This window comes from Streptomyces sp. NPDC096310, from assembly GCF_044763125.1.
Classification (GTDB): Bacteria; Actinomycetota; Actinomycetes; order Streptomycetales; family Streptomycetaceae; genus Streptomyces.
Genome location: NZ_JBIWFO010000015.1, coordinates 144,547 through 168,675, shown reverse-complemented (window position 1 = coordinate 168,675; position 24,129 = coordinate 144,547). Strand labels below are relative to the sequence as shown.

The 24,129-nt window shown below is 71.8% G+C and carries 24 protein-coding genes and 1 pseudogene; 12 read left to right on the top strand and 13 right to left on the bottom strand.

From position 1 onward, the window contains the following. Positions 1 to 20 precede the first annotated feature (20 nt). The gene (locus ACIQ7D_RS25490) at positions 21 to 509 is read left to right on the top strand and encodes a glutathione peroxidase (RefSeq protein ID WP_403941164.1); all 489 of its coding nucleotides are present in this window, start codon (positions 21 to 23) and stop codon (positions 507 to 509) included. Between the two features lie 68 nt (positions 510 to 577). Here the strand turns inward: ACIQ7D_RS25490 and ACIQ7D_RS25485 are convergent, their stop codons facing one another. Next, entirely contained in the window at positions 578 to 1,834 is a 1,257-nt protein-coding gene (locus ACIQ7D_RS25485) for an acyl-CoA dehydrogenase family protein (protein ID WP_403941194.1), read from the bottom strand. Between the two features lie 179 nt (positions 1,835 to 2,013). On the opposite strand from ACIQ7D_RS25485, the gene ACIQ7D_RS25480 reads away from it, so the two are divergent. After that, positions 2,014 to 2,658: a TetR family transcriptional regulator gene (locus ACIQ7D_RS25480; protein WP_403941162.1), complete on the top strand. Its 645-nt coding sequence runs from the start codon at positions 2,014 to 2,016 to the stop codon at positions 2,656 to 2,658. A 45-nt stretch (positions 2,659 to 2,703) separates the two neighbouring features. Here the strand turns inward: ACIQ7D_RS25480 and def are convergent, their stop codons facing one another. Next, positions 2,704 to 3,261 carry a peptide deformylase gene (def, locus tag ACIQ7D_RS25475; protein ID WP_403941160.1) on the bottom strand — a complete coding sequence of 186 codons (558 nt, stop codon included), beginning with the start codon at positions 3,259 to 3,261 and terminating at the stop codon, positions 2,704 to 2,706. Between the two features lie 115 nt (positions 3,262 to 3,376). Here def and ACIQ7D_RS25470 point away from each other — a divergent pair, with 115 nt between their 5' ends. From ACIQ7D_RS25470 to ACIQ7D_RS25440, 7 genes are all read left to right on the top strand, one after another. Next, positions 3,377 to 4,615 carry a MurT ligase domain-containing protein gene (locus tag ACIQ7D_RS25470; protein WP_329825446.1) on the top strand — a complete coding sequence of 413 codons (1,239 nt, stop codon included), beginning with the start codon at positions 3,377 to 3,379 and terminating at the stop codon, positions 4,613 to 4,615. 49 nt (positions 4,616 to 4,664) lie between these two features. Beyond that, positions 4,665 to 5,393 carry a type 1 glutamine amidotransferase gene (locus tag ACIQ7D_RS25465; protein ID WP_403941158.1) on the top strand — a complete coding sequence of 243 codons (729 nt, stop codon included), beginning with the start codon at positions 4,665 to 4,667 and terminating at the stop codon, positions 5,391 to 5,393. A gap of 165 nt (positions 5,394 to 5,558) precedes the next feature. Next, positions 5,559 to 6,584: a 6-phosphofructokinase gene (locus tag ACIQ7D_RS25460; RefSeq protein ID WP_403941156.1), complete on the top strand. Its 1,026-nt coding sequence runs from the start codon at positions 5,559 to 5,561 to the stop codon at positions 6,582 to 6,584. Positions 6,585 to 6,760: 176 nt separating this feature from the next. Then, complete coding sequence (locus ACIQ7D_RS25455) at positions 6,761 to 7,726, top strand: cytochrome c oxidase assembly protein (RefSeq protein WP_403941154.1); 966 nt, start codon at positions 6,761 to 6,763, stop codon at positions 7,724 to 7,726. A 61-nt stretch (positions 7,727 to 7,787) separates the two neighbouring features. Further along, positions 7,788 to 7,946 (top strand): hypothetical protein, encoded by a 159-nt coding sequence (locus tag ACIQ7D_RS25450; RefSeq protein ID WP_403941152.1) that lies wholly within the window; start codon positions 7,788 to 7,790, stop codon positions 7,944 to 7,946. Between the two features lie 109 nt (positions 7,947 to 8,055). After that, on the top strand, positions 8,056 to 8,517 hold the full coding sequence (locus ACIQ7D_RS25445) for an SRPBCC family protein (RefSeq protein ID WP_403941150.1): 462 nt from the start codon (positions 8,056 to 8,058) through the stop codon (positions 8,515 to 8,517). A gap of 71 nt (positions 8,518 to 8,588) precedes the next feature. Then, a complete protein-coding gene (locus tag ACIQ7D_RS25440) occupies positions 8,589 to 8,930 on the top strand; it encodes an ArsR/SmtB family transcription factor (RefSeq protein WP_403941192.1) in 342 nt (113 codons plus the stop codon). Positions 8,931 to 9,011: 81 nt separating this feature from the next. Here ACIQ7D_RS25440 and ACIQ7D_RS25435 read toward each other — a convergent pair whose 3' ends face one another. From ACIQ7D_RS25435 to ACIQ7D_RS25425, 3 genes are all read right to left on the bottom strand, one after another. Then, positions 9,012 to 10,334, bottom strand: coding sequence for an SPFH domain-containing protein (locus tag ACIQ7D_RS25435; protein WP_403941149.1), 1,323 nt, complete (start codon positions 10,332 to 10,334; stop codon positions 9,012 to 9,014). A 98-nt stretch (positions 10,335 to 10,432) separates the two neighbouring features. Further along, on the bottom strand, positions 10,433 to 10,654 hold the full coding sequence (locus tag ACIQ7D_RS25430; protein WP_403941148.1) for a hypothetical protein: 222 nt from the start codon (positions 10,652 to 10,654) through the stop codon (positions 10,433 to 10,435). A 299-nt stretch (positions 10,655 to 10,953) separates the two neighbouring features. Then, entirely contained in the window at positions 10,954 to 11,124 is a 171-nt protein-coding gene (locus ACIQ7D_RS25425) for a hypothetical protein (RefSeq protein WP_403941146.1), read from the bottom strand. A 385-nt stretch (positions 11,125 to 11,509) separates the two neighbouring features. Here ACIQ7D_RS25425 and ACIQ7D_RS25420 point away from each other — a divergent pair, with 385 nt between their 5' ends. Beyond that, positions 11,510 to 11,722 carry a hypothetical protein gene (locus tag ACIQ7D_RS25420; RefSeq protein WP_403941144.1) on the top strand — a complete coding sequence of 71 codons (213 nt, stop codon included), beginning with the start codon at positions 11,510 to 11,512 and terminating at the stop codon, positions 11,720 to 11,722. Positions 11,723 to 11,785: 63 nt separating this feature from the next. On the opposite strand, the gene ACIQ7D_RS25415 is transcribed toward ACIQ7D_RS25420, so the two are convergent. Beyond that, positions 11,786 to 12,598: an SAM-dependent methyltransferase gene (locus tag ACIQ7D_RS25415; protein ID WP_403941142.1), complete on the bottom strand. Its 813-nt coding sequence runs from the start codon at positions 12,596 to 12,598 to the stop codon at positions 11,786 to 11,788. On the opposite strand from ACIQ7D_RS25415, the pseudogene ACIQ7D_RS25410 reads away from it, so the two are divergent. After that, positions 12,561 to 12,875: pseudogene (locus ACIQ7D_RS25410) on the top strand (hypothetical protein); the annotation flags it as partial. The gene ACIQ7D_RS25415 and the pseudogene ACIQ7D_RS25410 sit on opposite strands and share 38 nt — an antisense overlap. A gap of 236 nt (positions 12,876 to 13,111) precedes the next feature. Here the strand turns inward: ACIQ7D_RS25410 and ACIQ7D_RS25405 are convergent. From ACIQ7D_RS25405 to ACIQ7D_RS25395, 3 genes are all read right to left on the bottom strand, one after another. Then, positions 13,112 to 13,765 carry a response regulator gene (locus tag ACIQ7D_RS25405; RefSeq protein WP_403941140.1) on the bottom strand — a complete coding sequence of 218 codons (654 nt, stop codon included), beginning with the start codon at positions 13,763 to 13,765 and terminating at the stop codon, positions 13,112 to 13,114. Between the two features lie 7 nt (positions 13,766 to 13,772). Further along, entirely contained in the window at positions 13,773 to 15,287 is a 1,515-nt protein-coding gene (locus ACIQ7D_RS25400) for a sensor histidine kinase (protein WP_403941138.1), read from the bottom strand. 80 nt (positions 15,288 to 15,367) lie between these two features. Next, positions 15,368 to 16,588 (bottom strand): Clp protease N-terminal domain-containing protein, encoded by a 1,221-nt coding sequence (locus tag ACIQ7D_RS25395; protein WP_403941136.1) that lies wholly within the window; start codon positions 16,586 to 16,588, stop codon positions 15,368 to 15,370. 349 nt (positions 16,589 to 16,937) lie between these two features. On the opposite strand from ACIQ7D_RS25395, the gene ACIQ7D_RS25390 reads away from it, so the two are divergent. Further along, positions 16,938 to 18,353 (top strand): cation:dicarboxylate symporter family transporter, encoded by a 1,416-nt coding sequence (locus tag ACIQ7D_RS25390; RefSeq protein WP_403941190.1) that lies wholly within the window; start codon positions 16,938 to 16,940, stop codon positions 18,351 to 18,353. A 24-nt stretch (positions 18,354 to 18,377) separates the two neighbouring features. Here the strand turns inward: ACIQ7D_RS25390 and ACIQ7D_RS25385 are convergent, their stop codons facing one another. The 4 genes from ACIQ7D_RS25385 to ACIQ7D_RS25370 all read right to left on the bottom strand — a co-directional run bounded on the left by ACIQ7D_RS25385 (position 18,378) and on the right by ACIQ7D_RS25370 (position 23,994). After that, positions 18,378 to 19,550 (bottom strand): ROK family protein, encoded by a 1,173-nt coding sequence (locus tag ACIQ7D_RS25385; protein ID WP_403941134.1) that lies wholly within the window; start codon positions 19,548 to 19,550, stop codon positions 18,378 to 18,380. A gap of 121 nt (positions 19,551 to 19,671) precedes the next feature. Beyond that, a complete protein-coding gene (locus ACIQ7D_RS25380; RefSeq protein ID WP_403941132.1) occupies positions 19,672 to 20,385 on the bottom strand; it encodes an OmpL47-type beta-barrel domain-containing protein in 714 nt (237 codons plus the stop codon). Then, entirely contained in the window at positions 20,376 to 22,970 is a 2,595-nt protein-coding gene (locus ACIQ7D_RS25375; protein WP_403941130.1) for a PQQ-dependent sugar dehydrogenase, read from the bottom strand. Before ACIQ7D_RS25375 ends, ACIQ7D_RS25380 begins: the two co-directional genes overlap by 10 nt. 37 nt (positions 22,971 to 23,007) lie before the next feature. After that, positions 23,008 to 23,994, bottom strand: a complete 987-nt coding sequence (locus ACIQ7D_RS25370) for a sugar phosphate isomerase/epimerase family protein (protein ID WP_403941128.1) — start codon at positions 23,992 to 23,994, stop codon at positions 23,008 to 23,010. Between the last annotated feature and the right edge of the window lie 135 nt (positions 23,995 to 24,129).

The following is a 24,129-nucleotide window of genomic DNA, read 5'->3' as shown; positions in this document are numbered from 1 at the left end:
CGTCGACCGAGGAGATCCAGATGACGCTGTACGACATCCCCCTGACCACCCTGACCGGCGAGCCGACCTCTCTGGCCGCCTACGAGGGCAAGGCCGTCCTGCTGGTGAACGTGGCCTCCAAGTGCGGTCTCACCCCGCAGTACGCCGGTCTGGAGCGGCTGCAGCAGAGTTACGGGGAGCGCGGCTTCACCGTTCTCGGCGTGCCCTGCAACCAGTTCATGGGGCAGGAGCCCGGCAGCGCGGACGAGATCCAGACGTTCTGCTCGGCCACGTACGGCGTCACCTTCCCGCTGCTCGCCAAGACGGACGTGAACGGTGAGACCCGGCACCCGCTGTACACGGAGCTGACGAAGACGGCCGACGCCGCGGGCGAGGCCGGGGACGTCCAGTGGAACTTCGAGAAGTTCCTGATCTCCCCGAAGGGCGAGGTCGTCGCCCGGATCCGGCCGCGTACGGAGCCGGAGGCCCCCGAGGTCGTCGCGGCCATCGAGGCCCAGCTCCCCGCCTGACACCCCGCCGGCCGGGTCCTCGACCGCGGTACGAGGACCCGGCGCCGGACCTGCCGGATCTACCGGATCTACCGGATGGGCATGCCCGACAGGGTGCGGGCGATGACCAGGCGCTGGATCTCGCTCGTGCCCTCGAAGATCGTGTAGATCGCCGCGTCCCGGTGCATCCGCTCCACCGGGTACTCGCGGGTGAAGCCGTTGCCGCCGAGTATCTGCACGGCCTGCGCCGTGACCTGCTTCGCCGTCTCGCTCGCGTACAGCTTGGACATCGAGCCCTCGGCGGAGGTGAAGGGCTTGCCCGTGGTCGCCATCCAGGAGGCGCGCCAGACCAGCAGCCGGGAGGCGTCGATACGGGTGCGCATGTCGGCCAGTTGGAAGGCGATGCCCTGGTTGTCGATGACCGGGCGGCCGAACTGGCTGCGGGTCTTCGCGTAGTCGAGGGCGACCTCGTACGCCGCGCGGGCCGTGCCCACCGCCATCGCGCCGACGGCCGGGCGGGACGCCTCGAAGGTCGCCATGGCGGCGTTCTTCACGCGCTCCCTGTCGCCCTTGCCGCCACCGCCCGCGCTCTCGGCGGCCCTGGCCCGCTCCCGGGCGCGTGCGAGGCGTTCGTCCAGCTTCTCCTTTCCGCCGAGCAGGCAGTGACCGGGGACCCGTACGTCCTCCAGGACGACCTCGGCGGTATGGGAGGCGCGGATGCCGTGCTTCTTGAACTTCTGGCCCTGGGAGAGTCCGGGGGTGCCCGGCGGGACGATGAAGGAGGCGTGACCCTTCGTGCCGAGTCCGGCGTCGACGACGGCGACCACGACATGGATGTTGGCGATACCGCCGTTGGTGGCCCAGGTCTTGGTGCCGTTGAGCACCCATTCGTCCTTGGCCTCGTCGTAGACCGCGCGGGTGCGCATGGCACCGACGTCGGAGCCGGCGTCGGGTTCCGAGGAGCAGAAGGCGGCGACCTTCACATCACCGGGGTCCCCGTACATCTGCGGGATCCAGGTGCCGACCTGTTCCTCGGTGCCGTTGGCGAGGACGCCGACGGCCGCCAGGCCCGTACCGACGATGGAGAGCGCGATGCCCGCGTCGCCCCAGAACAGCTCCTCCATCACCAGCGGGATCCCCAGCCCCGTAGGGTCGAAGAACTGCTGGGCGTAGAAGTCCAGGGAGTAGATGCCGAGTTTGGCGGCTTCCTGGATGACCGGCCAGGGGGTCTCCTCACGCTCGTCCCACTCGGCGGCGGCGGGGCGGATGACATCGGCGGCGAAGCCGTGCAGCCAGTCGCGTACCTGCTTCTGGTCGTCGTTGAGATCGAGCGTGAACCCGGTCATGTTCCCCTCCAGCACCGTGTGAACCACGGTGTCGCTCACTTACGTTACTTGCGGTAACACCAGTCTGTTACTCATAAGTAGGCGATGTCAACCGGCCACCTTCTGATCGGCATCGACGGCGGACAGGGTGTTACGTTGCCGGGGCGTCACGCAATCGCACGGGCGGGGAGACACACCTGATGGAGAGCACACAGCAGGCCGAGCAGCAGCGCTCGGCCCGGCAACGGCGCCGGCAGCTCCTGGAGGCGGCCGACCGGGTGGTGCTCAGGGACGGCCCGGGAGCCTCCATGAACGCCATCGCCGCGGAGGCCGGCATCACCAAACCGATCCTCTACCGGCACTTCGGCGACAAGGGCGGGCTCTACCGGGCGCTGGCCAAGCGCCACACGGACGCCCTGCTCGACGCGTTGCGGGCCGCGCTGGACGCGCCCGCCGGGCGGCGCGAGCGCGTGGAGGCCACGCTGGACACGTATCTCGCCGCGATCGAGGCGAGGCCCCAGGTCTACCGCTTCCTGATGCACCCGGCCGAGGACACCCCGCTCCCGGAGCAGGGCTTCGACATCGGCCGCCACTCGGCGCCGCTGCTGCGCCGGCTCGGCGAGGAACTGGCCAAGGTCATAGAGGAACGCGTCGACCTCGGCCCCGGCAGCGAACAGCTCGCCCGTGTCTGGGGCCATGGCATCGTCGGCATGATGCACGGCGCCGGTGACTGGTGGCTCGGGGAACGCCCGTGTTCGCGCGCCCAGTTGGTCCGCAGCCTGGCGGACCTCCTGTGGGGCAGGCTGGCCGCGGTCGACGACCGCGCGGGCGGCCCCGGCTTCTGAGCCGGGACGGCACGGAGGGTACGGGGAGTACGGGGTTTACGGGGTTTACGGGGCGGGCGGCGCACTCGTCGCCCAGGGCGCCCGGCGTGCGGCCCGCAGGGTCCTGGAGCGCCGCCAACCGGTGAGCCGGTCGGAGTAGAGCGTGCCCTCCAGATGGTCGCACTCGTGCTGGAGACAGCGGGCGAAGAAACCCCGGCCCTCCACCCTGACCGGTGCGCCGTCCCGGGTGAAGCCCTCCACCACGGCATGGTCGTACCGCTCCGTCCCCGCCTCGATTCCCGGCAGGGACAGACAGCCCTCGGGTCCGCGCAGCACGATGTCGTCGGCGAGGACGAGCCGGGGATTGACGAGGTGTCCGAGATGGCGGACATCCTCGTCGTCGGGGCAGTCGTACACGAACACCTGCTGGGAGACGCCGATCTGGTTCGCCGCCAGCCCGACACCCCGAGCGGCGTACATGGTCGCGAAAAGATCCTCGATCAGCGCTCCGAGCGCGGGACCGAAGTCGGTGACGGGTGCGCAGGGCGCGTGGAGGGCGGGATCTCCGAGCAATCTCATGGCTCGTACTCGCCCGGTACTGCCGGGGATCGGACGGTTTCGCATGACGGTCAGGGTACGGTCCACGGTGAACCCCGCCCTCTGCCCGGTGCCGCGGTTCGGGGCCCTGGCCGGATCTCGATAGGCTGGCCCACGGACCGACGCAAGGAGGATCAAGGCGATGTCAGGCAACACGGACCCGCTGACGCCGCGGGCCAAGCTGGCCGTGACGGCGGGCAAAGCCGCGGCGGCGGTGTCGCGCGCCGCAGGCCGCGGCAGCGGATCGGTGATCGGCGGGAAGGTGGCGCTCCGGCTCGACCCGGATCTGCTGGGCAGGCTGGCCCAGCATCTCGACGTGATCCTCGTGTCGGCGACCAACGGGAAGACCACGACCACCCGGCTGATCGCCGAGGCGCTGCGGGCCGCGGGGCCCGTGGTGTCGAACGCGCTCGGCGCCAACATGCCGGCCGGCATCACCTCGGCCCTCGCGGGCGGCTCCGACGCCCGGTTCGGCGTGATCGAGGTCGACGAGAAGTATCTCGCCGGGGTCGCCAGGGACACCACGCCCAAGGCGATCGCGCTGCTCAATCTCTCCCGCGACCAGCTCGACCGCGCCGCGGAGACCCGTATGCTCGCCGAGAAGTGGCGGGAGGGGCTGGCCGGCACGAAGGCCGTCGTCATCGCCAACGCGGACGACCCGCTGATCGTCTGGGCCGCCTCCTCCTCGCCCAACGTGGTCTGGGTGGCGGCGGGCCAGGAGTGGAAGGACGACGCCTGGTCGTGCCCCTCCTGCGGCGGTGTGATGCAGCGCCCCGGCGACGACTGGTTCTGCGGCGAGTGCGGCTTCCGCAGGCCGCCGCCGAGCTGGGCGCTCCACGGCGACCACGTACTGGACCCGCACGGCTCCGCCTGGCCGATCCACCTCCAGCTCCCGGGGCGCGCCAACAAGGCGAACGCGGCGACGTCCGCCGCCGTCGCGGCGACCTTCGGGGTGCCGCCGCAGGTGGCCCTGGAGCGGATGTACCAGGTGCAGGCCGTCGCCGGCCGGTACGACGTGGTCTCCTTCCTCGGCCGTGACCTGCGGCTGCTGCTCGCCAAGAACCCGGCGGGCTGGCTGGAGACGTTCTCGCTCATCGACCCGCCGCCCACCCCGGTCATCCTCGCCGTCAACGCCCGGGGCGCCGACGGTACGGACACCTCCTGGCTGTGGGACGTGGACTACACCCGGCTCGCGGGCCACCCGATCTTCGTGATCGGCGACCGCAAGCTGGACCTCGCCGTACGTCTGGAGGTCGCGGGCCTGGACTTCCGGGTCTGCGAGACGCCCGACGAGGCCGTGCGGATGGCACCGCCCGGCCGTATCGAGGCGATCGCCAATTACACGTCGTTCCAGGATCTGCGCAGACGGGTGGGCAACTGAAGCCATGTCGGGACACATGACCCCCCGGAATCCGGAAGGACGAGCCAGAATGAGCGACAACAGCCTGCGGCTGGTGTGGATCTACCCGGACCTGCTGAGCACCTACGGTGACCAGGGCAACGCTCTCGTGGTGGAGCGCAGGGCGCGCCAGCGCGGCCTCGGTGTCACGCGGGTGGACGTCCGCAGCGACCAGCCGGTGCCGACCTCCGGCGACATCTATCTGATCGGCGGCGGCGAGGACCGGCCCCAGCGGCTGGCGGCGGAGCGGCTGCGCCGTGACGGTGGGCTCAGCCGGGCCGTCTCCAACGGCGCCATCGTCTTCTCGGTCTGTGCCGGTTACCAGATCCTCGGCCACGAGTTCGTCAACGACCTGGGCGAGCGCGAGGCCGGTCTCGGTCTGCTCGACGTGGTCTCCACCCGCGGTGAGGGCGAGCGGTGCGTCGGCGACGTACTGGCGGACATCGACCCGCGGCTGAACCTGCCGCAGCTCACCGGCTTCGAGAACCACCAGGGCATCACCCATCTCGGCCCGGCGGCCCGGCCGTTCGCGCGGGTCCAGCTCGGCCGGGGCAACGGTACGGGCGACGGTACGGAGGGCGCGTACAACGACACCGTCTTCGGTACGTACATGCACGGCCCGGTGATGGCGCGCAACCCGCAGATCGCGGACCTGCTGCTGAAGCTGGCCCTCGATGTGAACGCGCTGCCGCCGACGGACGACCGGTGGTACGAGGCGCTGCGCGCCGAGCGGGTCTCCGCGGCGACCCAGCCCGCCTGACCGACGCACCGGCCCGCCCGCTGCCGGACCCGAACCCCGTGCCCGCCTGTCCAGCAGGCGGACGCGGGGTTTCGGTCTCCCCGGCGCCCGCCGGTAGGCTGGCGACGCTCTGGCCTGACAACGGTGTCCGGCCGTCGGCCCCACGTTGCAAAGGTAATCCGGGCTATGCGAATTGGTGTGCTCACCTCAGGCGGCGACTGTCCCGGCCTCAACGCCGTGATCAGGTCCGTCGTGCACCGTGCCGTCGTCGACCACGGCGACGAGGTGATCGGCTTCCACGACGGCTGGAAGGGCCTCCTGGAGTGCGACTACCGCAAGCTCGACCTCGACGCGGTGGCCGGCATCCTGGCCCGCGGCGGCACGATACTCGGCTCGTCCCGGGTCCAGCCCGCGCATCTGCGCGACGGGGTGGAGCGGGCGCGGGGCCACGTCGCCGACCTGGGGCTCGACGCGATCATCCCGATCGGCGGTGAGGGCACGCTCAAGGCCGCCCATCTGCTCTCCGAGGCCGGGCTGCCGATCGTCGGCGTACCGAAGACCATCGACAACGACATCGCCTCGACCGATGTGACCTTCGGTTTCGACACGGCGGTCGGGGTCGCCACCGAGGCGCTGGACCGGCTCAAGACGACGGCGGAGTCGCACCAGCGCGTGCTGATCGTCGAGGTCATGGGCCGGCACACCGGCTGGATCGCGCTGCACTCCGGCATGGCGGCGGGCGCGCACGCCATCGTGGTGCCCGAGCGGCCCTTCGACATCGGTGAGCTGACCGAGGTGGTCGGCAAGCGGTTCTCGGCGGGCAAGCGGTTCGCGATCGTCGTGGTCGCGGAGGGCGCGAAGCCGCGCGAGGGCTCGATGGAGTTCGACGCCGGCGGCAAGGACGTCTACGGCCACGAGCGCTTCGCGGGCGTCGCCCGGCAGCTCTCGATCGAGCTGGAGGAGCGCCTCGGCAAGGAGGCCAGGGCGGTCATACTCGGGCACGTCCAGCGCGGCGGCACGCCCACCGCGTACGACAGGGTGCTGGCGACCCGGTTCGGCTGGCACGCCGTCGAGGCGGCGCACCGCGCCGAGTTCGGGATGCTGACCGCGCTGCGCGGCACGGACATCGTGATGGTCCCGCTGGGCGAGGCCGTGGAGACGCTCAAGACGGTGCCGCCGGAGCGCTACGCCGAGGCGGAGTGCGTGCTCTGAGCCGCCTCCCGGCTCCTCCCCCGGCCTCCGGTACGGGACGGACCGCCCCCGGTCGCGATCGCGGCCGGGGGCGGTTCTAGTCTGGTGCGGACAACCGGCGCGAAAACCATTGCCGGTGGACGGCGGGCACGGCGGACGCCGCGGGCCTCGCCACGGGAAGCACCGGGAGCGCACGGATGGATCACAGCGGGCACGGCATGACCATGGAGCTGCCGCCGTTCACGCTGGGACGAGGACTGGAGTACTCCCCCGACCTCTTCTTCCTGACCGGCTGCCTGGTCGTGCTCGCCCTGTACTGCTGGGGCGTCGTCCGGCTGCGGCGGCGCGGTGACGGCTGGGGCGTCGGCCGCGCCGTGGCCTTCGTGCTCGGCGTGCTGACCATCGCGCTGATGATGTGCACCAAGCTGAACGACTACGGCATGGTCATGTTCAGCGTGCACATGGTCCAGCACATGGTGATCAGCATGGTCTCGCCGATTCTGCTGCTGCTCGGCGCCCCGGTGACGCTGGCGCTGCGCGCCCTGCCGGTGGCGGGCCGGGGCGGCGACGGGAAGAGCCGGAAGGGACCGCGCGAGCTGCTGCTGGCGCTGCTGCACAGCCGCTACGTGCGGATCGTCACGCACCCGGCGTTCACCATCCCGCTCTTCATCGCGAGCCTGTACGGGCTCTACTTCACGCCTCTCTTCGACTTCCTGATGGAATCCAGGCCGGGGCATATCGCGATGATGGTGCACTTCCTCGGCGTCGGGCTGGTCTTCTTCTGGCCGATCATGGGGATCGACCCGGGGCCGCACCGGCCGGGCTATGTGATGCGGATGCTGGAGCTGTTCGCCGGGATGCCGTTCCACGCGTTCTTCGGGATCGCGCTGATGATGGCGAGCGAGCCGATGGTCAAGGCGTACGAGAACCCGTCGGCCTCCCTCGGGATCGACGCCCTCACCGACCAGAACGCGGCCGGCGGCATCGCCTGGGCGTTCAGCGAGATCCCGTCCGTCCTGGTCCTGGTCGCGCTGGTCTACCAGTGGTACCACTCGGAGCAACGGCAGGCGAAGCGCTCGGACCGGGCCGCGGACCGCGACGGCGACAAGGAGCTGGCGGAGTACAACGCCTACCTGGCGTCGCTCCAGGCCAGGGGGCGGTAGCGCGAACCGGGGTCCCCGGGCGACGATGGGCTTCACGGCCCCGGCCCGGAGGAGGACGTTCATGTCCGGATCCACGAAGACGATGGGCGTGGTGACCGTCGCCGCGCTGGTGGTGGTCACGGGGTACACCGCGGCGCTCGGCAGCAACGGCTGGCTGTGGTTCGGGTGGGTGATCCTGGGACTGGTGACGCTCGGTATGGCGGCGGCCCGCGGCCACTGAGGGCATCCGGCACCCCACCCAATCGCGCAACCCCCCGGTTGCACAATGCGCACATGAGTGCAACTCTGGAGTTGCGCATCGGTGCCGTTTTCCACCGGGAGGGTTCCTCATGTCCACATCCGACGACCGCATCGAACGCGAGGTCTCCATCGCGGCGCCCCCGCACCGCGTCTGGGCGGTCCTCACCGAACCGGAACACGTCGGCTCATGGTTCGGGCAGGGCGAGCCGACGCCCGTCGATCTGCGCCCCGGCGGGGTCATGTTCCTGGACCACGGCCGGTTCGGCCACTTCCCCACGACCATCGTGAAGGTCGATCCACCGCACCACTTCTCGTACCGCTGGGCGAGCGCGTACCCCGGCGAGGCGGCCGACGAGACCAACTCCACCCTCGTGGAGTTCACGCTCACGCCCGAGGGCGAGGGGACCAGGCTGCGGGTGGTGGAGACCGGCTTCGCCGATATCGTGATCCCCGAGGAACGGCGGGACACCGCCTCCAAGGAGAGCCACACGGGGGGCTGGACGGACATGGTCGGCGTCATCAGGGACTACGCGGAGCGGCTCGACGCATGACGACGGACTCCGCCGACGGGGAGACCCGGCAGACCGCCCCCACCTCCGCTTCCGGCTCCGGTCAGGACACGGTGGCGGAGGTGCTCTCCGCGCTGGCGGACCCGACCCGGCGCCGGATACTCGACGCGCTGGCGGCGCACGGCGAGGCGACCGCGACGGTGCTGGCCGGGGAACTGCCGGTCAGCCGGCAGGCCATCGTCAAACATCTCGCCGTCCTGGACCGGGCCGGTCTGGTCACCGGACACCGGGAGGGGCGCGAGGCGCGGTACGCGGTGCGGCCGGCCCGGCTCAATGTGACCGCGCGCTGGATGGACCGGGTCGCGGCCGACTGGGACGCCCGGCTGGCCGCCATCAAGCGGCTCGCCGAAGCGGCGGCTCCGCCGGACGACACCACCCCGTCCGCCGGAGCCTGATGCCACGCGGCACGTACACACCGTATGCGTGTACGTGCCGCGTGACATCTTCGCGCCGCGTGACATCGGGCCCGGCGGCCGTCAGGGGCGCGGGGCCTGTCCCGCGCTCCCGCTGCCGCTCCTGTGCTGCGGCTCCTCGCGCCGCGTATCGGCGACACGGAGCGTGGGCCTCCCGTTCGTGCCCGGGGCCGCGCCCGGGACCTCGGTGTCCTTGGCACCCCTGGCTCCCCCGGAGTCCTTGGCGTCCTTGAGGTCCTTGCCGTCCTGGGACGTGTCCTTCAGCGAGTTGAGGATGGCCATGCCCTGTCCGACCAAACCGGCCGCCACGTCGTTGACGCCGCCGGTGCCGTTCAGGACCGTCAGACGGGCGCCCGCCATGCCCCGGGCGGCCGCGTCGGCCAGCGCCGGCAGGTTCTCGACGGTGCGGTTGGCGGCGATGAGTTCCTGGTTCCCGCCCTTCAGGGACTCGGCGCGCGCGGTGTTCGCGTCGGCCTGGGCCTGAGCGAGGGTGCGCTCGCCGTACGCGGAGGCGTCCGCCTCGAACTTCACCCGGTCCCTGGCGGCCTCCGCCAGGGTGCGCTGACGGTACGCCTCGGCGTCCGCCGGGCGCCGTACCTCGGCCTCCAGCCGCTGTGCGGCCAGCTCGGCCTGACGCTGCGCCAGGGCCGTCTGCTGCTCGATGGTCTCCTGCGAGGCCCGCGCCTCGGCCAGCGGTCCCGCCTGCGCGGCACGGGCGTTGACCTGCTCCGTCTCGGCGTGGAACCCGGCCCGCTTGATCGCGGTGTCCCGTTCGTACTCGGCCTTCAGCGCGGCGGCCTGCTGCTCACGTTCGCTCGCCTCCTGGTCCGACTTGGCCTGGGCGATCCGCGCCTGGCTGGCGACGGCCGCCGCGTGCGGGGCGGCCAGGTTCTCGATGTAGCCGGTGGCGTCGTCGATCTCCTGGATCTGGAGGGCGTCGACGACGATGCCGAGCTTCTCCATCTCACTGTGGCTGCCCTGCTTCACCTCCTGGGCGACCCGGTCGCGCTCCCGGATGATCTGTTCCACCGTCAGCCCGCCGACGATGGAGCGGAGGTGACCGGCGAAGATCCGGCCCACCAGCTCTTCCATCCGGTCCTGTTCCGCCAGGAAGCGCCGGGCCGCGTTGGCGATCGACACGGTGTCGTCACCGACCTTGAACACGGCCACCGCACGGACGTTGAGCCGGATTCCCTGCTGGGTGACGCAGTCCTCGACGATCTCCGCCTCGCGGAGTGCCAGGGAGAGCATCCGTACCTTGTGCTTGATCGGCATCACGAAACTGCCGTGTCCCGTGACGATCCGGAACTGAGTGTCCTGCGCCTGCCGCTTGGAGCCGGAGATGAGCATCGCCTCGTTGGGCGCGGGAACATGCCAGAACAGCATGGTGTGCTCCTGTCGTACTGCGTGTACGCCGGTACCGCTGTGTGCCGCCGCGTGTGCGGCTTCCTCGGGGTGGAGTGCGTCCTTCAGGAGGGGATCCTTCAGGAGGGGAGGAGTTCCACGATCACGGAGCGGGCCGAGATCGACTCGACGACGATCACGCGGAGGTCCTTGCCGATCGGACGGTCCGCCCAGGCCGCGTACGCCTCGGAGCCGCCCCGTACGGCCACCAGCACCTCACCGGGTCCGTTCGGCGGGATCGGGACAGTGACCCTGCCGATGGCCCCGACCGGGCTCTGTGAGAAGTCATCTGCCACGGACATACGTCGTTGCCGCGCTCATGCCGACCACGCCTCCCGGAGGCCGCGCCTCCGACCTCGTCCTTCATCGAGAACGCCCTCGGCGACGCGGCCGACGGCGACATACCCTCGATGTCTTCACAGTACTCCGCACGGCGTCGGGACACCCCCGGGCCGGGACACCTCCCCGCCGGAACGGCTTCGGCCGGGACTCCCTCGGGGTGACGCGACCGAGCCGCCCCGCGCGCTGGGCGCGGGGCGGCTCGGCGGTGGGGCGGCGGGTCCGTGACGCGGCCCGGTCGTGCGGCCCCGGTCGCGGAGGATCAGTCGCGACGTGGCGGCTCCGCGGGGAACCGCCGGTGCAGCCCGCTCCAGTCCAGCACGTGCTCCGCCTGCCGGGTCGTCTGGTGGGCCGCCTCGCGCGCTTCGGTGATGACGTCGCCGTGCTCGCGGAGAAGCTGGTCATAGATCGGGGGGTTCGATGCCACGTTCATGGTCTGTCAGGTTCTTCCGGTCGGCAATCGTCGGCCGCTGAACTCTACTTCGTATGCGCCGGGAACGTCTCCCCCGACCATCCCGGCAACGAACCGCTCTCGCACAGGGGCCCGACTTGGCGGGTCCCTGCGACTCCTGGAAGCACTTCCCCGGACAGTTCGAGTTGTTGTTTACCTTGCAATCAATGGGCCGCGCCCTGCGGGCGCACGAGCAGGAGGACGGTCCCCGCCGGCCCTGGGGAGATTCCGAGGAGTTCCGGTCGGCATGCCGATCCCGTCGCGGTCACAGCTCGGGCGGGAAAGGCGGGATCGGTGCCGGGGGACGCGCGGGGCTCGTGGACGGCTGCCGTCGGGCCTGCGGGTCCAGGTCGTCGACGGTGCGACCGTGCGCCTGTCCGGGGCCCCTTGCGCCCTGCGCGTCCAGGCCCAGTGGCGCGGCAGGGGCGCCGTGGTCACAGCGGGCCGGACGGTCACCGTCGTCCTGGCCGGCGCGACCGCCCACCCGCTCGACGACCTGGCACTCGGCAGGACCGTCTTCCCCACGAGCCCGCTGCCGGAGGGCATGCGCAGGCGGCGGTGTCCCGCCTGCGCCGCCTGACGGTGCGCTGACGCTCCGCGCCCTCCGGGCCGTGCGGGGACGCTCGCCGCCCGGCGCCGCGGGTCAGTTCTTACGGGCGATGGCGCCGTACATCGCGATGTCCCGGTCGTCCATGACCTCCTGGCCGACGTCCGGACGCCACTTGTGGACCTGGGTCACGCCCGGCTCGATCAGCTCCAGGCCGTCGAAGAACGTCGTGGCCTCGGCCAGCGTACGGAGTTGCATGGGCATGCCGCGCTTCAGGTACTCCTCGGCGACGTGGCCGACCTCCACCGGGGCGAAGTCGGCGGTGCCGATGGTCATCGCCAGATAGCTGCCGGCCGGCAGCGGGTCGAGCAGCCGCTGGACGAGGCCGTGGTCGTCGTCGTCCTCCAGGATGAAATGGAGAATCCCGATGATCATGAGGCCGACGGGCTCCCGCAGGTCCAGCAGCTCCTGGAACTGGGGCGAGCCGATGATCGCGTCGGGGTCCCGCATATCGGCGTCGATGTAGGCCGTACGTCCCTCGGGAGCGCTGGTCAGCAGGGCGCGGGCGTGCGCGAGGACGATCGGGTCGTTGTCGACGTAGACGACCCGGGAGTCGGGGGCGACCTTCTGCACGACCTCGTGCATGTTGGGCTGGGTGGGCAGACCCGTACCGATGTCCAGGAACTGCCTGATGCCCTTCTCCTCGGCCAGATAGCGGGCCGCGCGGTGCATGAACTCGCGGTTGGCCCGCATGTGGACGGGGAGTGCGGGCCACTCCCGGCACATCGAGTCGCCGGCCTCCTGGTCGACCTGGTAGTTGTCCTTGCCGCCCAGGATGTAGTCGTACACGCGCGCGGAATGCGCCTCCCCGGTGTTGAAACGATCTTCTGGAGAGTTCTGCGGTGCCATCTTCGCTCCTCCCCGGTACGGCGGCCGGCGCGGCGCCGGGGCGCGCGTACCGGTACCGGTCCCGTCCCAAAGTGAAGCCTTGGCCCAGAGCTTAGACGTTCAGTCACCTCGCGCCACCGCGGCGGTCGTCGCCCACGGGGCGGGCGATCTGCGCGTCGAGCGCGTCGCCGTGCGGACCCCCGGGCCCGGCGCGCCGGTCGTCGCCGTCGCGTACGGCGGCATCTGCGGCTCCGACCTGCACTACCGGCGGCACGGCTCCGTCGGCGAGTCCGTTCTGCGGGCCCCGCTGATCCTCGGGCACGAGGTGGTCGGAACGGTCGTACGGGCGGCCTCGGACGGCTCAGGCCCACCGCGCGCACCCCGGTCGCGGTCCGCCCGGCGACGGGCGCTGGACGCGTTCGGGGTCGCCGCCGACGCGTCGGTGTCGGGCAAGGAGCTCCTCGAATTCCGAACACCCGGCCGGGGGCGGAGGGCCGGGCACGGAAGACCGGACACGGGAGGCCGGAGGGGGCGTCAGCCGTCGGTGAGCAGGCCCGCGTCGTGGGCGAGGACGGCGGCCTGTACGCGGTTGGCGCAGCCGGTACGGGTCAGGATGCGGCTGATGTGCGCCTTGACCGTGCTCGCGCTCAGATGAAGCTGGTCGGCGATCTCGGCGTTCGACAGGCCCGTGCCGAGCAGCCGCAGGACGTCGCGCTCGGCCGCGGTCAGTCCGTCGGTCCTGCGCAGGGCGGCCTCGGTCTCGTGGCCGGAGCGTACGTGCCGTTCCAGAAGCTGCCGGGTGATCCGGGGCGCCAGTACGGGTTCGCCGCTCGCGGCGAGCCGTACCGAACGGATCAGCTCGGTGGGGCCCGTGTCCTTGAGCAGGAAGCCGGTCGCGCCGACGCGCAGGGCCCGGGTGACGCTCCGCTCCTCACCGAAGGCGGTCAGCATCACCACCCGGGTGCGGGGCGAGGTCCTGGCGATCTCCTCGGCGGCGGTGATGCCGTCCGTACCCGGCATCTGGAGGTCGAGCAGCGCCACGTCGATGTCCTGGCCCCGGCAGGCGGTGACCGCCGCACGGCCGTCGGCGGCCTCCGCGGTCACCTCGATGTCCTCCGCGTTCTCCAGGATCAGCCGGATGCCGGCGCGCATCAGGGTCTCGTCGTCGGCGATGAGGACTCGGATCATCGCCTCATCATACGATCGCAATCACCAGCAGAATCACGAGGAACGCCACGGTGGGAAGGATGACGAGCGCCGACGCGCACCCGGCGCCCAGCACCCGCGGCCAGGTCAGCACGGCGGTCGGAAGCGGGGGGTACGCCCCGGCGGTCTCCCCGGCCCCCTCCCCCGGACGCCCGGGGCGCGCCGGGAGCGCGAACGGCTCCCGGTGCGCGGACGGATCCGGCTGCGCGGGCTGTTCGGGGTGCGCGGGCAGCAGTGCCTCGACACGGAATCCACCGATCGCGACGGGGCCCGCGCCGAACGAGCCGCCGAGCAGCGCGATCCGCTCGTCCAGGCCGACCAGCCCGCTGCGGTTCCCGGGCTGCGGCCGACGGGCCACCCGGGGCCGCTCGTTGGTGACGGAGACCGCGATCCGGCCGTCGGTGTGGCGGACCTCCACCCGGGTGGGCGCGCCGGACGCGTGCTTGAGCGCATTGGTCAGCGCTTCACGCACCACCCGGTGGAGCGCCTGACGGGCCTGCGGGGCGGCGTCGGCGGCGTCGGGTCCCGACCAGTCGAGCGTGACGGCCATACCCGTGCGTGCGGACTCGGCCACGAGGGCGGTGATGTCCTCGCGGGTGCCCCGGCGGCTCCCGGGGTCCGCGGTGGGGTCCTGAAGCTCCTGCCGGCGCAGCACACCCAGGATCTCGCGCAGTTCCTCCATCGCCGTACCGGCGGTGGTACGCAGTAGTTCGGCCTGCCCCGCCAGCGGCGGCGCCTGCCGGGCAGCGGCCATTTCCAGCGCGCCGGCGTACACCGAGATCAGGCTCAGTCTGTGGCCGAGCAGATCGTGCATCTCCCCGGCTATCCGGTTCCGCTCCTCCATCCGCGCCGCCACGGCGGTCAGTGAACGGGCCTGCTCCAGATAGGCGTTGCGTTCCCGCAGCAGGCTGACGAGGGGGCGCCGCTGCCCGAGCAGGGTCCCGGCCAGTGCGGGGAGGGCCAGCAGCAGCACCAGGGAGACCGCGTCGCCCGCCACCATCTCGGGCCACGTCAGGGATTCGGCCGCGGGGTCGCCGGTCAACCGGCCGCCGGTCACCAGGCCGTCCGCCACCGCCAGGACGACGGCCAGCGCGCAGGCCGCGCCCACGGCCTGCCAGGCGCGGCGCGAGGTGACCCGGCGGGTGGCGGACACCACGATCAGGGGCACCGCCACCAGGATCCACACGCTGGAGCCGACGAGCAGCGGCGCCGTGGCGGCCACCGCGAGCGCGGGACGGCGGTGGCGTCCGAGCACCAGGACAACCGTCCACAGCCCTTCCAGGGCGGCGAGGACCGGCCGTTCCTGGGACAGTTCCTCGGGCAGGAAGGTGAGCGGGATCAGCGCGAGCGCGGCGACCAGGGCGCAGGCCAGCGCCTCGGTGACAACGGTACGGCGGGGGGCCGCGCGCAGGGCCGCCACGCACTCCACCGCCTCGCGCCGGGCGGCGCTCCGTGTCCTGCGCAGGCCCCTGCGGGCCCGGTCCCGTATCCGTGTCCCCGACACCTTCGCCTCGCTCCTCGTCGTACTTCTCCCCGGGACCGTAGCGCCCGCCGGACCAGCCGGGGGACGGCGGGTTCCCGTCCTCACGCGCCGGGGCTCGGGCTCAGCCGGTCCTTCAGCGCGGTCATGTCGACGCCCTCCGCGCGCAGCAGCCGCGCGGCCTCCCCCTCGTCGTCGGCGAGCAGGGCGGCCAGGAGATGTACGGTTCCGACCGTCGCGGAGCCACGCTCGGCCGCCGTGAGCTGGGCGACGGACTGGGCGCGTTCGACGGCGGGCGAGCGCGGCATCTCGGTGGCGGCGGGGAAGGGGCCGGGGGCCGGGGCGGCGACACCCGCCCTCGCCGCGCGAACCAGGGAGTCCGGCCGCGCTCCGTGCGTACGGAGCAGGGCCGCGCCCTCGTTCACGGCGGCGGTTGTCTCCGGGAACGAGCGGCCGGTGACGGCGAGTGCCCGGTCCAGCGCCATGACGGCCAGCAGCAGATCCGCCGGCTCGACCACGCCATGTCCGCGCCGTACGGTCTGACGCGCGGCCTCCAGGAACACCGAGGTGAGCATCCCGTCGCCCTCCGGGCCGCTGCGGAACATCCAGGACAGGAGGACGCGGGAGAGCCCGCCGCCCCCGCCCAGCACGCCCGTGCCCCGCATGCCCCTGATGCTCGGAGGCTCCGGGAAGTCCGGATCAGCGGCGGCGCCCGCGTCCAGGGTGTCCAGTGCGGCGGACGCGGCGGCCCTGTCGATCCGTTGCAGCGTCATGGCCTCCAGCGCCCGGCTGTCGGGGAGTTGCAGCAGGGCGCGGGCCACATGACGGCACCGTACGCTCGGCGTTCCTTCCAGGCGGGCCAGCCGCAGAGCGCGCAGGAGGCAGGCGCGCAGCGCCCCGGACGGCTCGGGCGGGAGGGCACCCGCCTCGGGGGCACCACGCCGCGCCTTCTTCCGCGCGGCACGCCAGGCGGCCTCGCGCCACACGGCGTCGGCCTCGGCCTCGTCGTCGGGGTGGGCCGGGAGGTCGTCGGGGGCGGTGGCCGTGTCGCCGTGCACCCAGGGCCGCGTGCTGTCGGGGAAGGTGAGGGCTTGGATGATGCCGCCGAGTCCGCCGGCCTGGCGCATACCGGGGGCGATCGCCTCGCCCGCCGCCGTCTCGCCCATGACGAGCATGTGCACCAGGTGTTCGGTGCCGGCGCTCCGGCTCTCGCACGAGGTGGCCTCGCTCGCGGTCTCCGTGAGGAGTTCGATGACATCGGTCTCGAACTCCGTGGTGTGGACGGTGCCGGCGGGTGCGCCGGGTGTGGTGGGCGTCGGTGTCATCGGAGAGGTCCCCCCTCGGGAGCGGTGGCCGGCGACCCGGCCTGTGACACCGATGCTAGGAGCGACCCCCGTGACCGCGCGTCGGCCGACCGGCCATGGCCACCGGCCGACCGGCCATTCCTGTCGGCCACTCGGCCATCCTTCTCGGCCGTCCGGTTCTTACGCCGGCGCCGCCCCCCACCTACCCGCCGAGGGCAGGATCGGCAGTTTTTTCCTGGCCGTAACGCAGGGCTCTCCATCGGAAATACGGGCCCGGTCATAGTGAGCAGCGATCGGAAAAGATCTTCCGCATGACAGAACACGACAGAAGCTCTCCGAGGAGAGCCGAGTGGAGCTGGTGAGAGTGGCTGTGCCGCACACGTCCCCGTCCCTGGTCCGGCGCGCGGCCGGATCCCTGCGCACCTCGCTGTTCACCCAGGTCGCCTGCGCCCTGGTGCTGGGCATCCTGCTCGGACGGCTCTGGCCGGACGCGGCCACGGCGGTCCAGCCGCTCGGCGACGGATTCATCCGGCTGATCAAGGCCGTCATCGCGCCGCTCGTCTTCTGCGTCGTCGTGGTCGGCATAGCCGGGGCGGGCGACCTCAAGGGGTTCGGGCGGATCGGCGTCAAGGCGCTGATCTGGTTCGAGGTGGCGACCACGGCGGCGCTGCTGATCGGTCTGGTCGCCGCCCATCTCGTCGGGCCCGGCAGGGGCATGAACGTCGATCCGGCCTCTCTCGACCCGTCCGCCGTGGACGGCAGGACGGGCGGCGGGGAGCTGCCGTCGACCTCGCAGTTCATCCTGGAGGCCCTGCCGGACAGCGCGGTCGGCGCGTTCGCGGAGAACTCGCTGCTCCAGGTGCTCGTACTGGCCTGCCTGGTCGGCGCGGCGGTGCTGCATCTGGGGAGGACGAAGGTCCCGGCGATCCTCCCGGCCGTCGAGCAGGCGCAGCAGGTCGTCTTCGCGGTCGTCGGCTTCGTGATGCGGCTGGCCCCGCTGGCCGTCTTCGGTGCGACCGCCCACCTCGTGGGCGAGTACGGGCTCGGCGCCCTCACGACGTACGGGAAGCTGATCGCGCTCTGCTACGGAGTGGCGCTGCTCTTCCTCCTGCTGCTGGCGGTCGCCCTCAGGCTGGTCACCGGGCTGAGCCTGTGGAAGTTCGTCCGGTACACCCGGGAGGAGCTGCTGCTCGCGCTGGGCACCGCCTCCAGCGAGACCGTCATGCCGCGCATGATGCAGAAGCTGCGGGCCGCCGGGTGCCGGGACGACGCGGTCGGGCTCGTTCTGCCCACCGGGTACTCGTTCAATCTCGACGGCGCCTCGATCTATCTGTCGATCGGCACGCTGTTCATCGCGCAGGCCGTCGGGGTGGACCTGACCCTCGGCCAGCAGGTCACCGTGGTGCTGGTTCTGATGCTCACCAGCAAGGGCATGGCGGGCGTGCCGGGCTCGGCGTTTCTCGCGCTCTCCGCGACGGCTTCGGCGCTGGGGGTGATCCCGGCGGGAGCGGTGGCGCTGCTGCTCGGGGTGGACCGGATCATGGACTCGATGCGCGTCACCACGAACCTGCTGGGCAACTGTGTCGCGGTCTTCGCGGTCTCGCGGTGGGAGGGTGCGCTGGACACCGGGCGGGCGCTGCGCGTACTCGACGGGAGGGAGCCGGTCCCCGTCGTGGTTCCGGCCGGGGCGCAGGCGCAGGACGCGCGGGCGGTGGAGGCGGACACTCCCGGCGGTCCCGCACAACCCGCCGGACCCTCCGGGCCCGCCGTATCCGCCGAGCGCTGAGGGCTGGCGCCGTCGGCGCCGTGCTCAGGCCTCCTCGTCCTCGCCGTACGCGAGTTCACTCGCCAGGAGCGCGGCGCCGACGACCCCGGCGCGCGGGCCGAGTTCGGACATGACGATCGGCAGATTGCCGGTGGCCAGCGGCAGTGAGCGCTGGTACACGACGCTGCGGATCTCCGCGAGTAACAGATAGCCGAGTCCGGAGAGCCCGCCGCCGATCACGATCATCGACGGGTTCATGAAGCTGACCAGGGTGGCGAGGACCTGCCCCACGCGGTGGCCCCCGGCCCTGATGAGGTTGACGCAGGCGCTGTCGCCGCCGACGGCGCACTCCGCGACATCGACGGCGGTCAGTGTGCCCTGGGCCGCGAGCCGTTCGGCCAGCGCCGGTGAGTCGCCGGAGCGGGCGGCCGCGGTGGCGTCCCTGGCGAGGGCGACGCCGCCGAAGTACGCCTCCAGGCACCCGGTGTTGCCGCAGGTGCAGACGGGGCCGCCCGCCTCGACCTGGATATGGCCGATGTCGCCCGCGCACCCCTCGGCGCCCCGGTAGATCCGCCCGTGGTGCTGCATGCCGGAGCCGATACCGCTGCCGATCTTGACGAAGAGCAGATGTTCGACGGACCGGGCGACCCCGCTGTGCTGCTCCCCGAGTGCCATCACATTGACGTCGTTGTCGACGACCACGGGGCAGCCGTGCTCACGGGCGAGGGTGTCGCGTACGGGGAAACGGTTCCAGCCCACCATGATCGGCGGGGAGACGGGGACGCCCTCCCGGAAGCTGACCGGTCCTGGCAGGCCGATGCCGATGGCGTCGAGCCGGGTGTAGTGGCCCTGCGCGGCCATCTTGTGGAGGAGTTCGCTGATCCGGTTCAGTACGGCGACCGGTCCCGAGCGGATGTCGGCGGCCTCGGAGTAGGAGGCCACGGGTTCGAGTTCGCCGTCGGTGATCTCGATGTCGAGCGAGCTGGCGCCCAGGTCCACGGCGGCGAACCGCAGTCCGGGGTCGAGCTGGACGAGGGTGGAGCGGCGGCCGCCGCGCGAGGCGGCCGGGCCGGCCTCCAGAACCGTGCCGGCGGCGAGCATACGGTCGAGCTCGGCGAGGAGCCGTGGTCGCGGCACCTCCAGCCGGCCCGCCAACTGGGCGCGGGACAGTGGGCCGTTGTCCCGCAGCAGGGACAGAACGCGGTACCGAATGCTCACAGGCTCACTTCCTCCGACCGTCACTTTTCCACAACGAGGCAGAAGTTGCGTACATCTTGACGAAACCCGCACAGAGCTGCCCCGCCGGGGCGGGGCAGCTCTGCCGTGGTCCGTTCGGCCGTCAGCCGGTCAGTCCTCCCTTCACGGCCCGGGCGTCCCGGGCGAGGGCGGCGCCGGCCGCCGCGTCCGGCACCAGCGCGGGGTCGCCCGCGGCGGTGGCGAACGAGTCCAGTACGGCGCGGGCCTGGCTGAGCCTGCCCGCGTCGGCGTGGGCGCGTGCCTGGCCGAGCCGGACGGTCAGACGCTGCTCGCCCTGGGCGGTGACGAGTTTCTCGGCGGTCAGGCGTGGGAGCAGCGTGGCGAGATCGTCGAAGGAGGCGCGGGTGGTGAAGCGCACCGTCTTCGTCGTGGTGTTGCCCGCCCGGTCCACGGCCTTCACCGTCAGCTCATGGCCGCCGAGCGGCAGCCGCCACAGGTCGAGCGGCTGACCGGGGGTGATGGCGGCGCCGTCCAGGGTGGTGGTCGTGGTGGCCACGCCCGAGACCGGGTCGGCGGTGGTGACCACGGGCTTCGGGCGCTGGGAGTCCCCGTAGGCGCCGTCGGCGTCGAGGCCGGTGACGGTGACCGCGGGTGCGGTGCGGTCGATCCGTACGGTCAGGCTGCCGGTCTCTGAGACGTTGCCGCCGCTGTCGGTGGCCCGGTAGCGGACGGTGGTGGTGCCCTCCGCCGACAGGGTGACGGCTGCGTTCGCCGACAGCCAGGTCGTACCGCCGTCGACCGAGTACTGGCGGCTGCTGACCGTGCCGTTGTCGGTGGCGGTGACGCTCAGCGACACATTGCTCGTGTACCAGCCCCCCGCGCCGTTGGGCCGGGGCGGGTCGAGGGTGGCGGCGGCCTTCGGCGGGGTCCTGTCGGCGACGCCCGCGCCCTGGAAGGTGAGGGAGTCGAGGTCGACACCGCCGGAGGAGGTGACGTAGAGCTCTCCGGTGCCCGAGGGGGCTTCGGCAGCGGGGTGGTGACGGTCTGCCAGCCCTCGCCCGCCGGTACGTCGACGGTGGCGAACGGCGCGGCGTCGGTGGCGTTCCAGCGCAGTTCCAGCGTTCCGGCGCCGGAGGCGCGGGTCTTCACCCCGGTGATGCCGGCGAAGGAGACCGGGTCGTAGGCGATCCAGTCGCCCGCGTCGAAGGAGGTGACCTTGCGCTGTCCGGACGCGGTGGTGTCGTCGGTGATGGTGACGCCGTCCGCGGAGTCGTGGTGCTCGGCCTGCATGAGCGCCGGGTTGAGGACCACCTGGGCGTCCCCGGTGGCCGGCGGGACGCCGTTCGCGCCCTTGTCGGTGTAGGTGATGCCGAGGACGCCGAAGACGTTCTCGGTGTCCCCGTGCCCGGCGTCGGTCGGGGTGACGACGGCGCCCGAGCAGCCGGTGCCGCTGTTGACCGGGTGGCCGTGCTGGTTGTGTCCGAGGCCGAAGGTCCAGGCGGCCTTGGCGCAGTCGGGCGTGGCTCCGTCCTCGGGGTCGTCGACGGAGATCGCGTACGGTACGGCGTCGCCCCAGTTGAAGAAGCCACCGTCCGGCGGTGAGGTGATCTTCACGGTGGGCGCGGTGTTGCCGACGGTGATCTGCCGGCTGGTCAGTCCGGTCTTGCCCTGCGGGTCGGTGACCTTCAGCCGGGCCTGGAACTGTCCGTTGTCCGGGTAGACACGGCTCGCGGTGGGTCCGGTGGCGTCGAAGGTGCCGTCGCCGTCCAGGTCCCACTGGTAGGTGAGGGCGCCGTTCTCCGGGTCGCTGGAGCCGGTGGCGCTGAAGGTGACCGTGAGCGGGGCCTGACCGGAGGTCGGATCGGCCTTGATCACGGCGGTGGGCGCCTTGTTGCCCTCGGCGTAGTCGATCCGGTAGAGGCCCGCGTCGGGGTTCTGGCGGAAGAAGCCGTCGCCGTAGTCGAGGACGTAGAGCGCGCCGTCGGGGCCGAACTCCAGGTCCATCGGGTTGTCCCAGGGCGGGATGCCGTTCGCGGACCGTTCGCTGTTGGGCAGGACGTTCTCCAGCTTGCCGACGGGGCCGTCGGGGCCTTCGAGGGTGAAGGCGGCGACGTAGTCCTGGGAGAACTCCCCGAAGAACGCCTTGCCGTCCCAGTACGCGGGGAACTTGCCCGGGGCCGGGTTGTCCGCGTCGTAGTGGTAGACCGGTCCGGCCATCGGGGCCTGGCCGCCGGGCCCTCCGGGGCCGCGGAACGCGGTCAGCTCGGGCCAGGGCTGGTCGGTGTCCTTGTCCCCGTACCAGAGGGTGGCCGGGGTGGCCGGGGGCAGGACGCTCGCGCCGGTGTTCCAGCGTGAGTCGTTGACGGGGGCGGCGCAGTCGAAGGCCGCTCCGGGGGTGAGGGTGGCGAAGTCGAAGTCCCGGTAGGGGTGGGTGTTGTCACCGGTGCAGTAGGGCCAGCCGCCGTTCATGGGCTTGGTGGTGGTCTGCCACTCGACGTACCCCATGGGACCGCGGTTCGGGTCGGCGGTGCCCGCGTCGGGGCCGTAGTCGCCCCACATCACGGCGCCGGTCGCCCGGTCCACGGTCATCCGGAAGGGGTTGCGCAGCCCCATCACGAAGATCTCGGGGCGGGTCTTCGGGGTGCCGGGCGCGAACAGGTTGCCGTCGGGGACGGTGTAACTCCCGTCGTCCTTCACGTCGATACGGAGGATCTTGCCGCGCAGGTCGTTGGTGTTGCCCGCGCCGCGGCGCTCGTCGAGGCCGGGGTTGTAGCCGGCCGCGTCGTTGATCGGTGTGTACCCGTTGACGTTGGGTCCCGACGCCGGTGTGTTCCCGCCGGTGGAGAGGTAGAGGTTGCCGTCCGCGTCGAAGTCCACGTCACCGGCGACATGGCAGCACTGTCCCCGGTTGCTGTCGACGCGGATGATCTCCTGGGCGGTGGACAGGTCGAGCTTGTCGCCGGTCCACTTGAACCGGGTGAGGGTGTCGTACCCCTCCCACTGCTTCCAGTACGCGTCGGTCTGCCCGGCGGGGAGCTGGAGCGGGGCGGAGCCGGCCGGGGTGTTCAGCGGCGGGGAGTAGTAGAGGTAGACCCACTGGTTGGTGGCGAAGTCCGGGTCCAGGGTGACGGTCTGGAGCCCCATCTCGGAGTTCTGGTACACGTCGATCTTGTTGACGACCTTGGTCACCCCGGTGCCGGGGTCGGTGAGCCGCAGATCGCCGTTGCGGGCCGTGTGCAGCACGCGGCTGTCGGGCAGGACGGCGAGGTCGATCGGCTCGCCGGTGTCCTTGGTGAGGGTGGTCTTCTCGTAGTTCGCCCAGTCCAGGGCGTGTTCATGGTTCTCGTGCGCCTGGGCGGCGGGCGCGAGCCCCACCGGACCCAGCGCGGGCAGGGCGGTGAGCAGGACCCCTGCCATCAGACGTCTCAGGGAACGGTGCACGGTGAATGCGTCTCCTCGGTCGTCGGCGGGCGGGGTCTCAGCGCAGCAGCTGGTCGATCGCGGTGAAGCTGCGTGCGGCGGCGCCCAGCGAACCCGGCGGGTTGGGCTGGGTGTTGGGGGCCGTGTCCTGCTCCCAGATGCCGATGTGGGCGGCGCGCGGCCCGATGTCGCGGATGAACCGCTCGTACGGCAGATCCCCGGCACCGAACTCGACGATGTCGTAGCCGTTGGCGTTGGACGGGTTGGTGTCGCCGTCCTTCATGTGGAACAGCGGGTAGCGGTAGGGCTGGTTGCGGACGTACGCGGCCGGATCGAACCCCGGGAAGCGGTACTGGCCCACATACGCCCAGTAGATGTCCAGCTCCAGATACACATGGCGCGGATCGGTGTTCTTGAGGAAGACGTCGTAGAGCCGTACGGACGGCTGGTCGGTGGCGAAGGCGAACTCGCCCGCGTGGTTGTGCTGGTAGAGCTTGAGGCCACGGGCGGTGGCCGCCGCGCCCCAGACGTTGAACTCGTCGGCGGCGGCGCGGTAGCCCGCGACCGTGTTGAGGTTCGAGGGCGCGTTGGCCGTCCCGACGTGCGGCATGCCGAGGATCTGCGCGGCGTCCAGCTCGGCCTGGAGGTTCGTGCGCAGATTGCCGATGCCGACATGGCTGCCGACGGCGCTCAGCCCGTTGTCGTCGAGCAGCTTCCGGATCTCGGGGAGGGTGATCTGCCGGCCCAGGATGGCGGTGTCCTGGGTGTATCCGGCGAACTCGACCTCGCGGTAGCCGATCCGGGACAGCTCCGCGAAGACGACGGCGAAGCCGAGGGAGGCGACCTTGTCGCGGATGCTGTAGAGCTGGATGCCGATGCGGTCCTTGGGGATGGTGAGCCCGCGGGTGGCGGCGGTGGCCGGCGCGGTCACCGCGGAGGCGGCCGTGGCCCCGGCGACGGAGGCGGCGGCGAGCGCCACGGTGGTGCCGGCGGTGGCCCGCAGGAAGGCCCTGCGGTCGAAGGACTTGCGCGAAGAATGGCCCATGGTCACTCCTGAGGGATGGGCGGGGGGTGTCCGTCACGGGGAGGTGGCGGCGTGGGCGGGGGGGCGGGTGCGGGGGTGTGTGCGGGAGGCGGCGGGTGCCGGAGGGGTGTGCGTGCGGAGTGGGCGAGGTGTGCG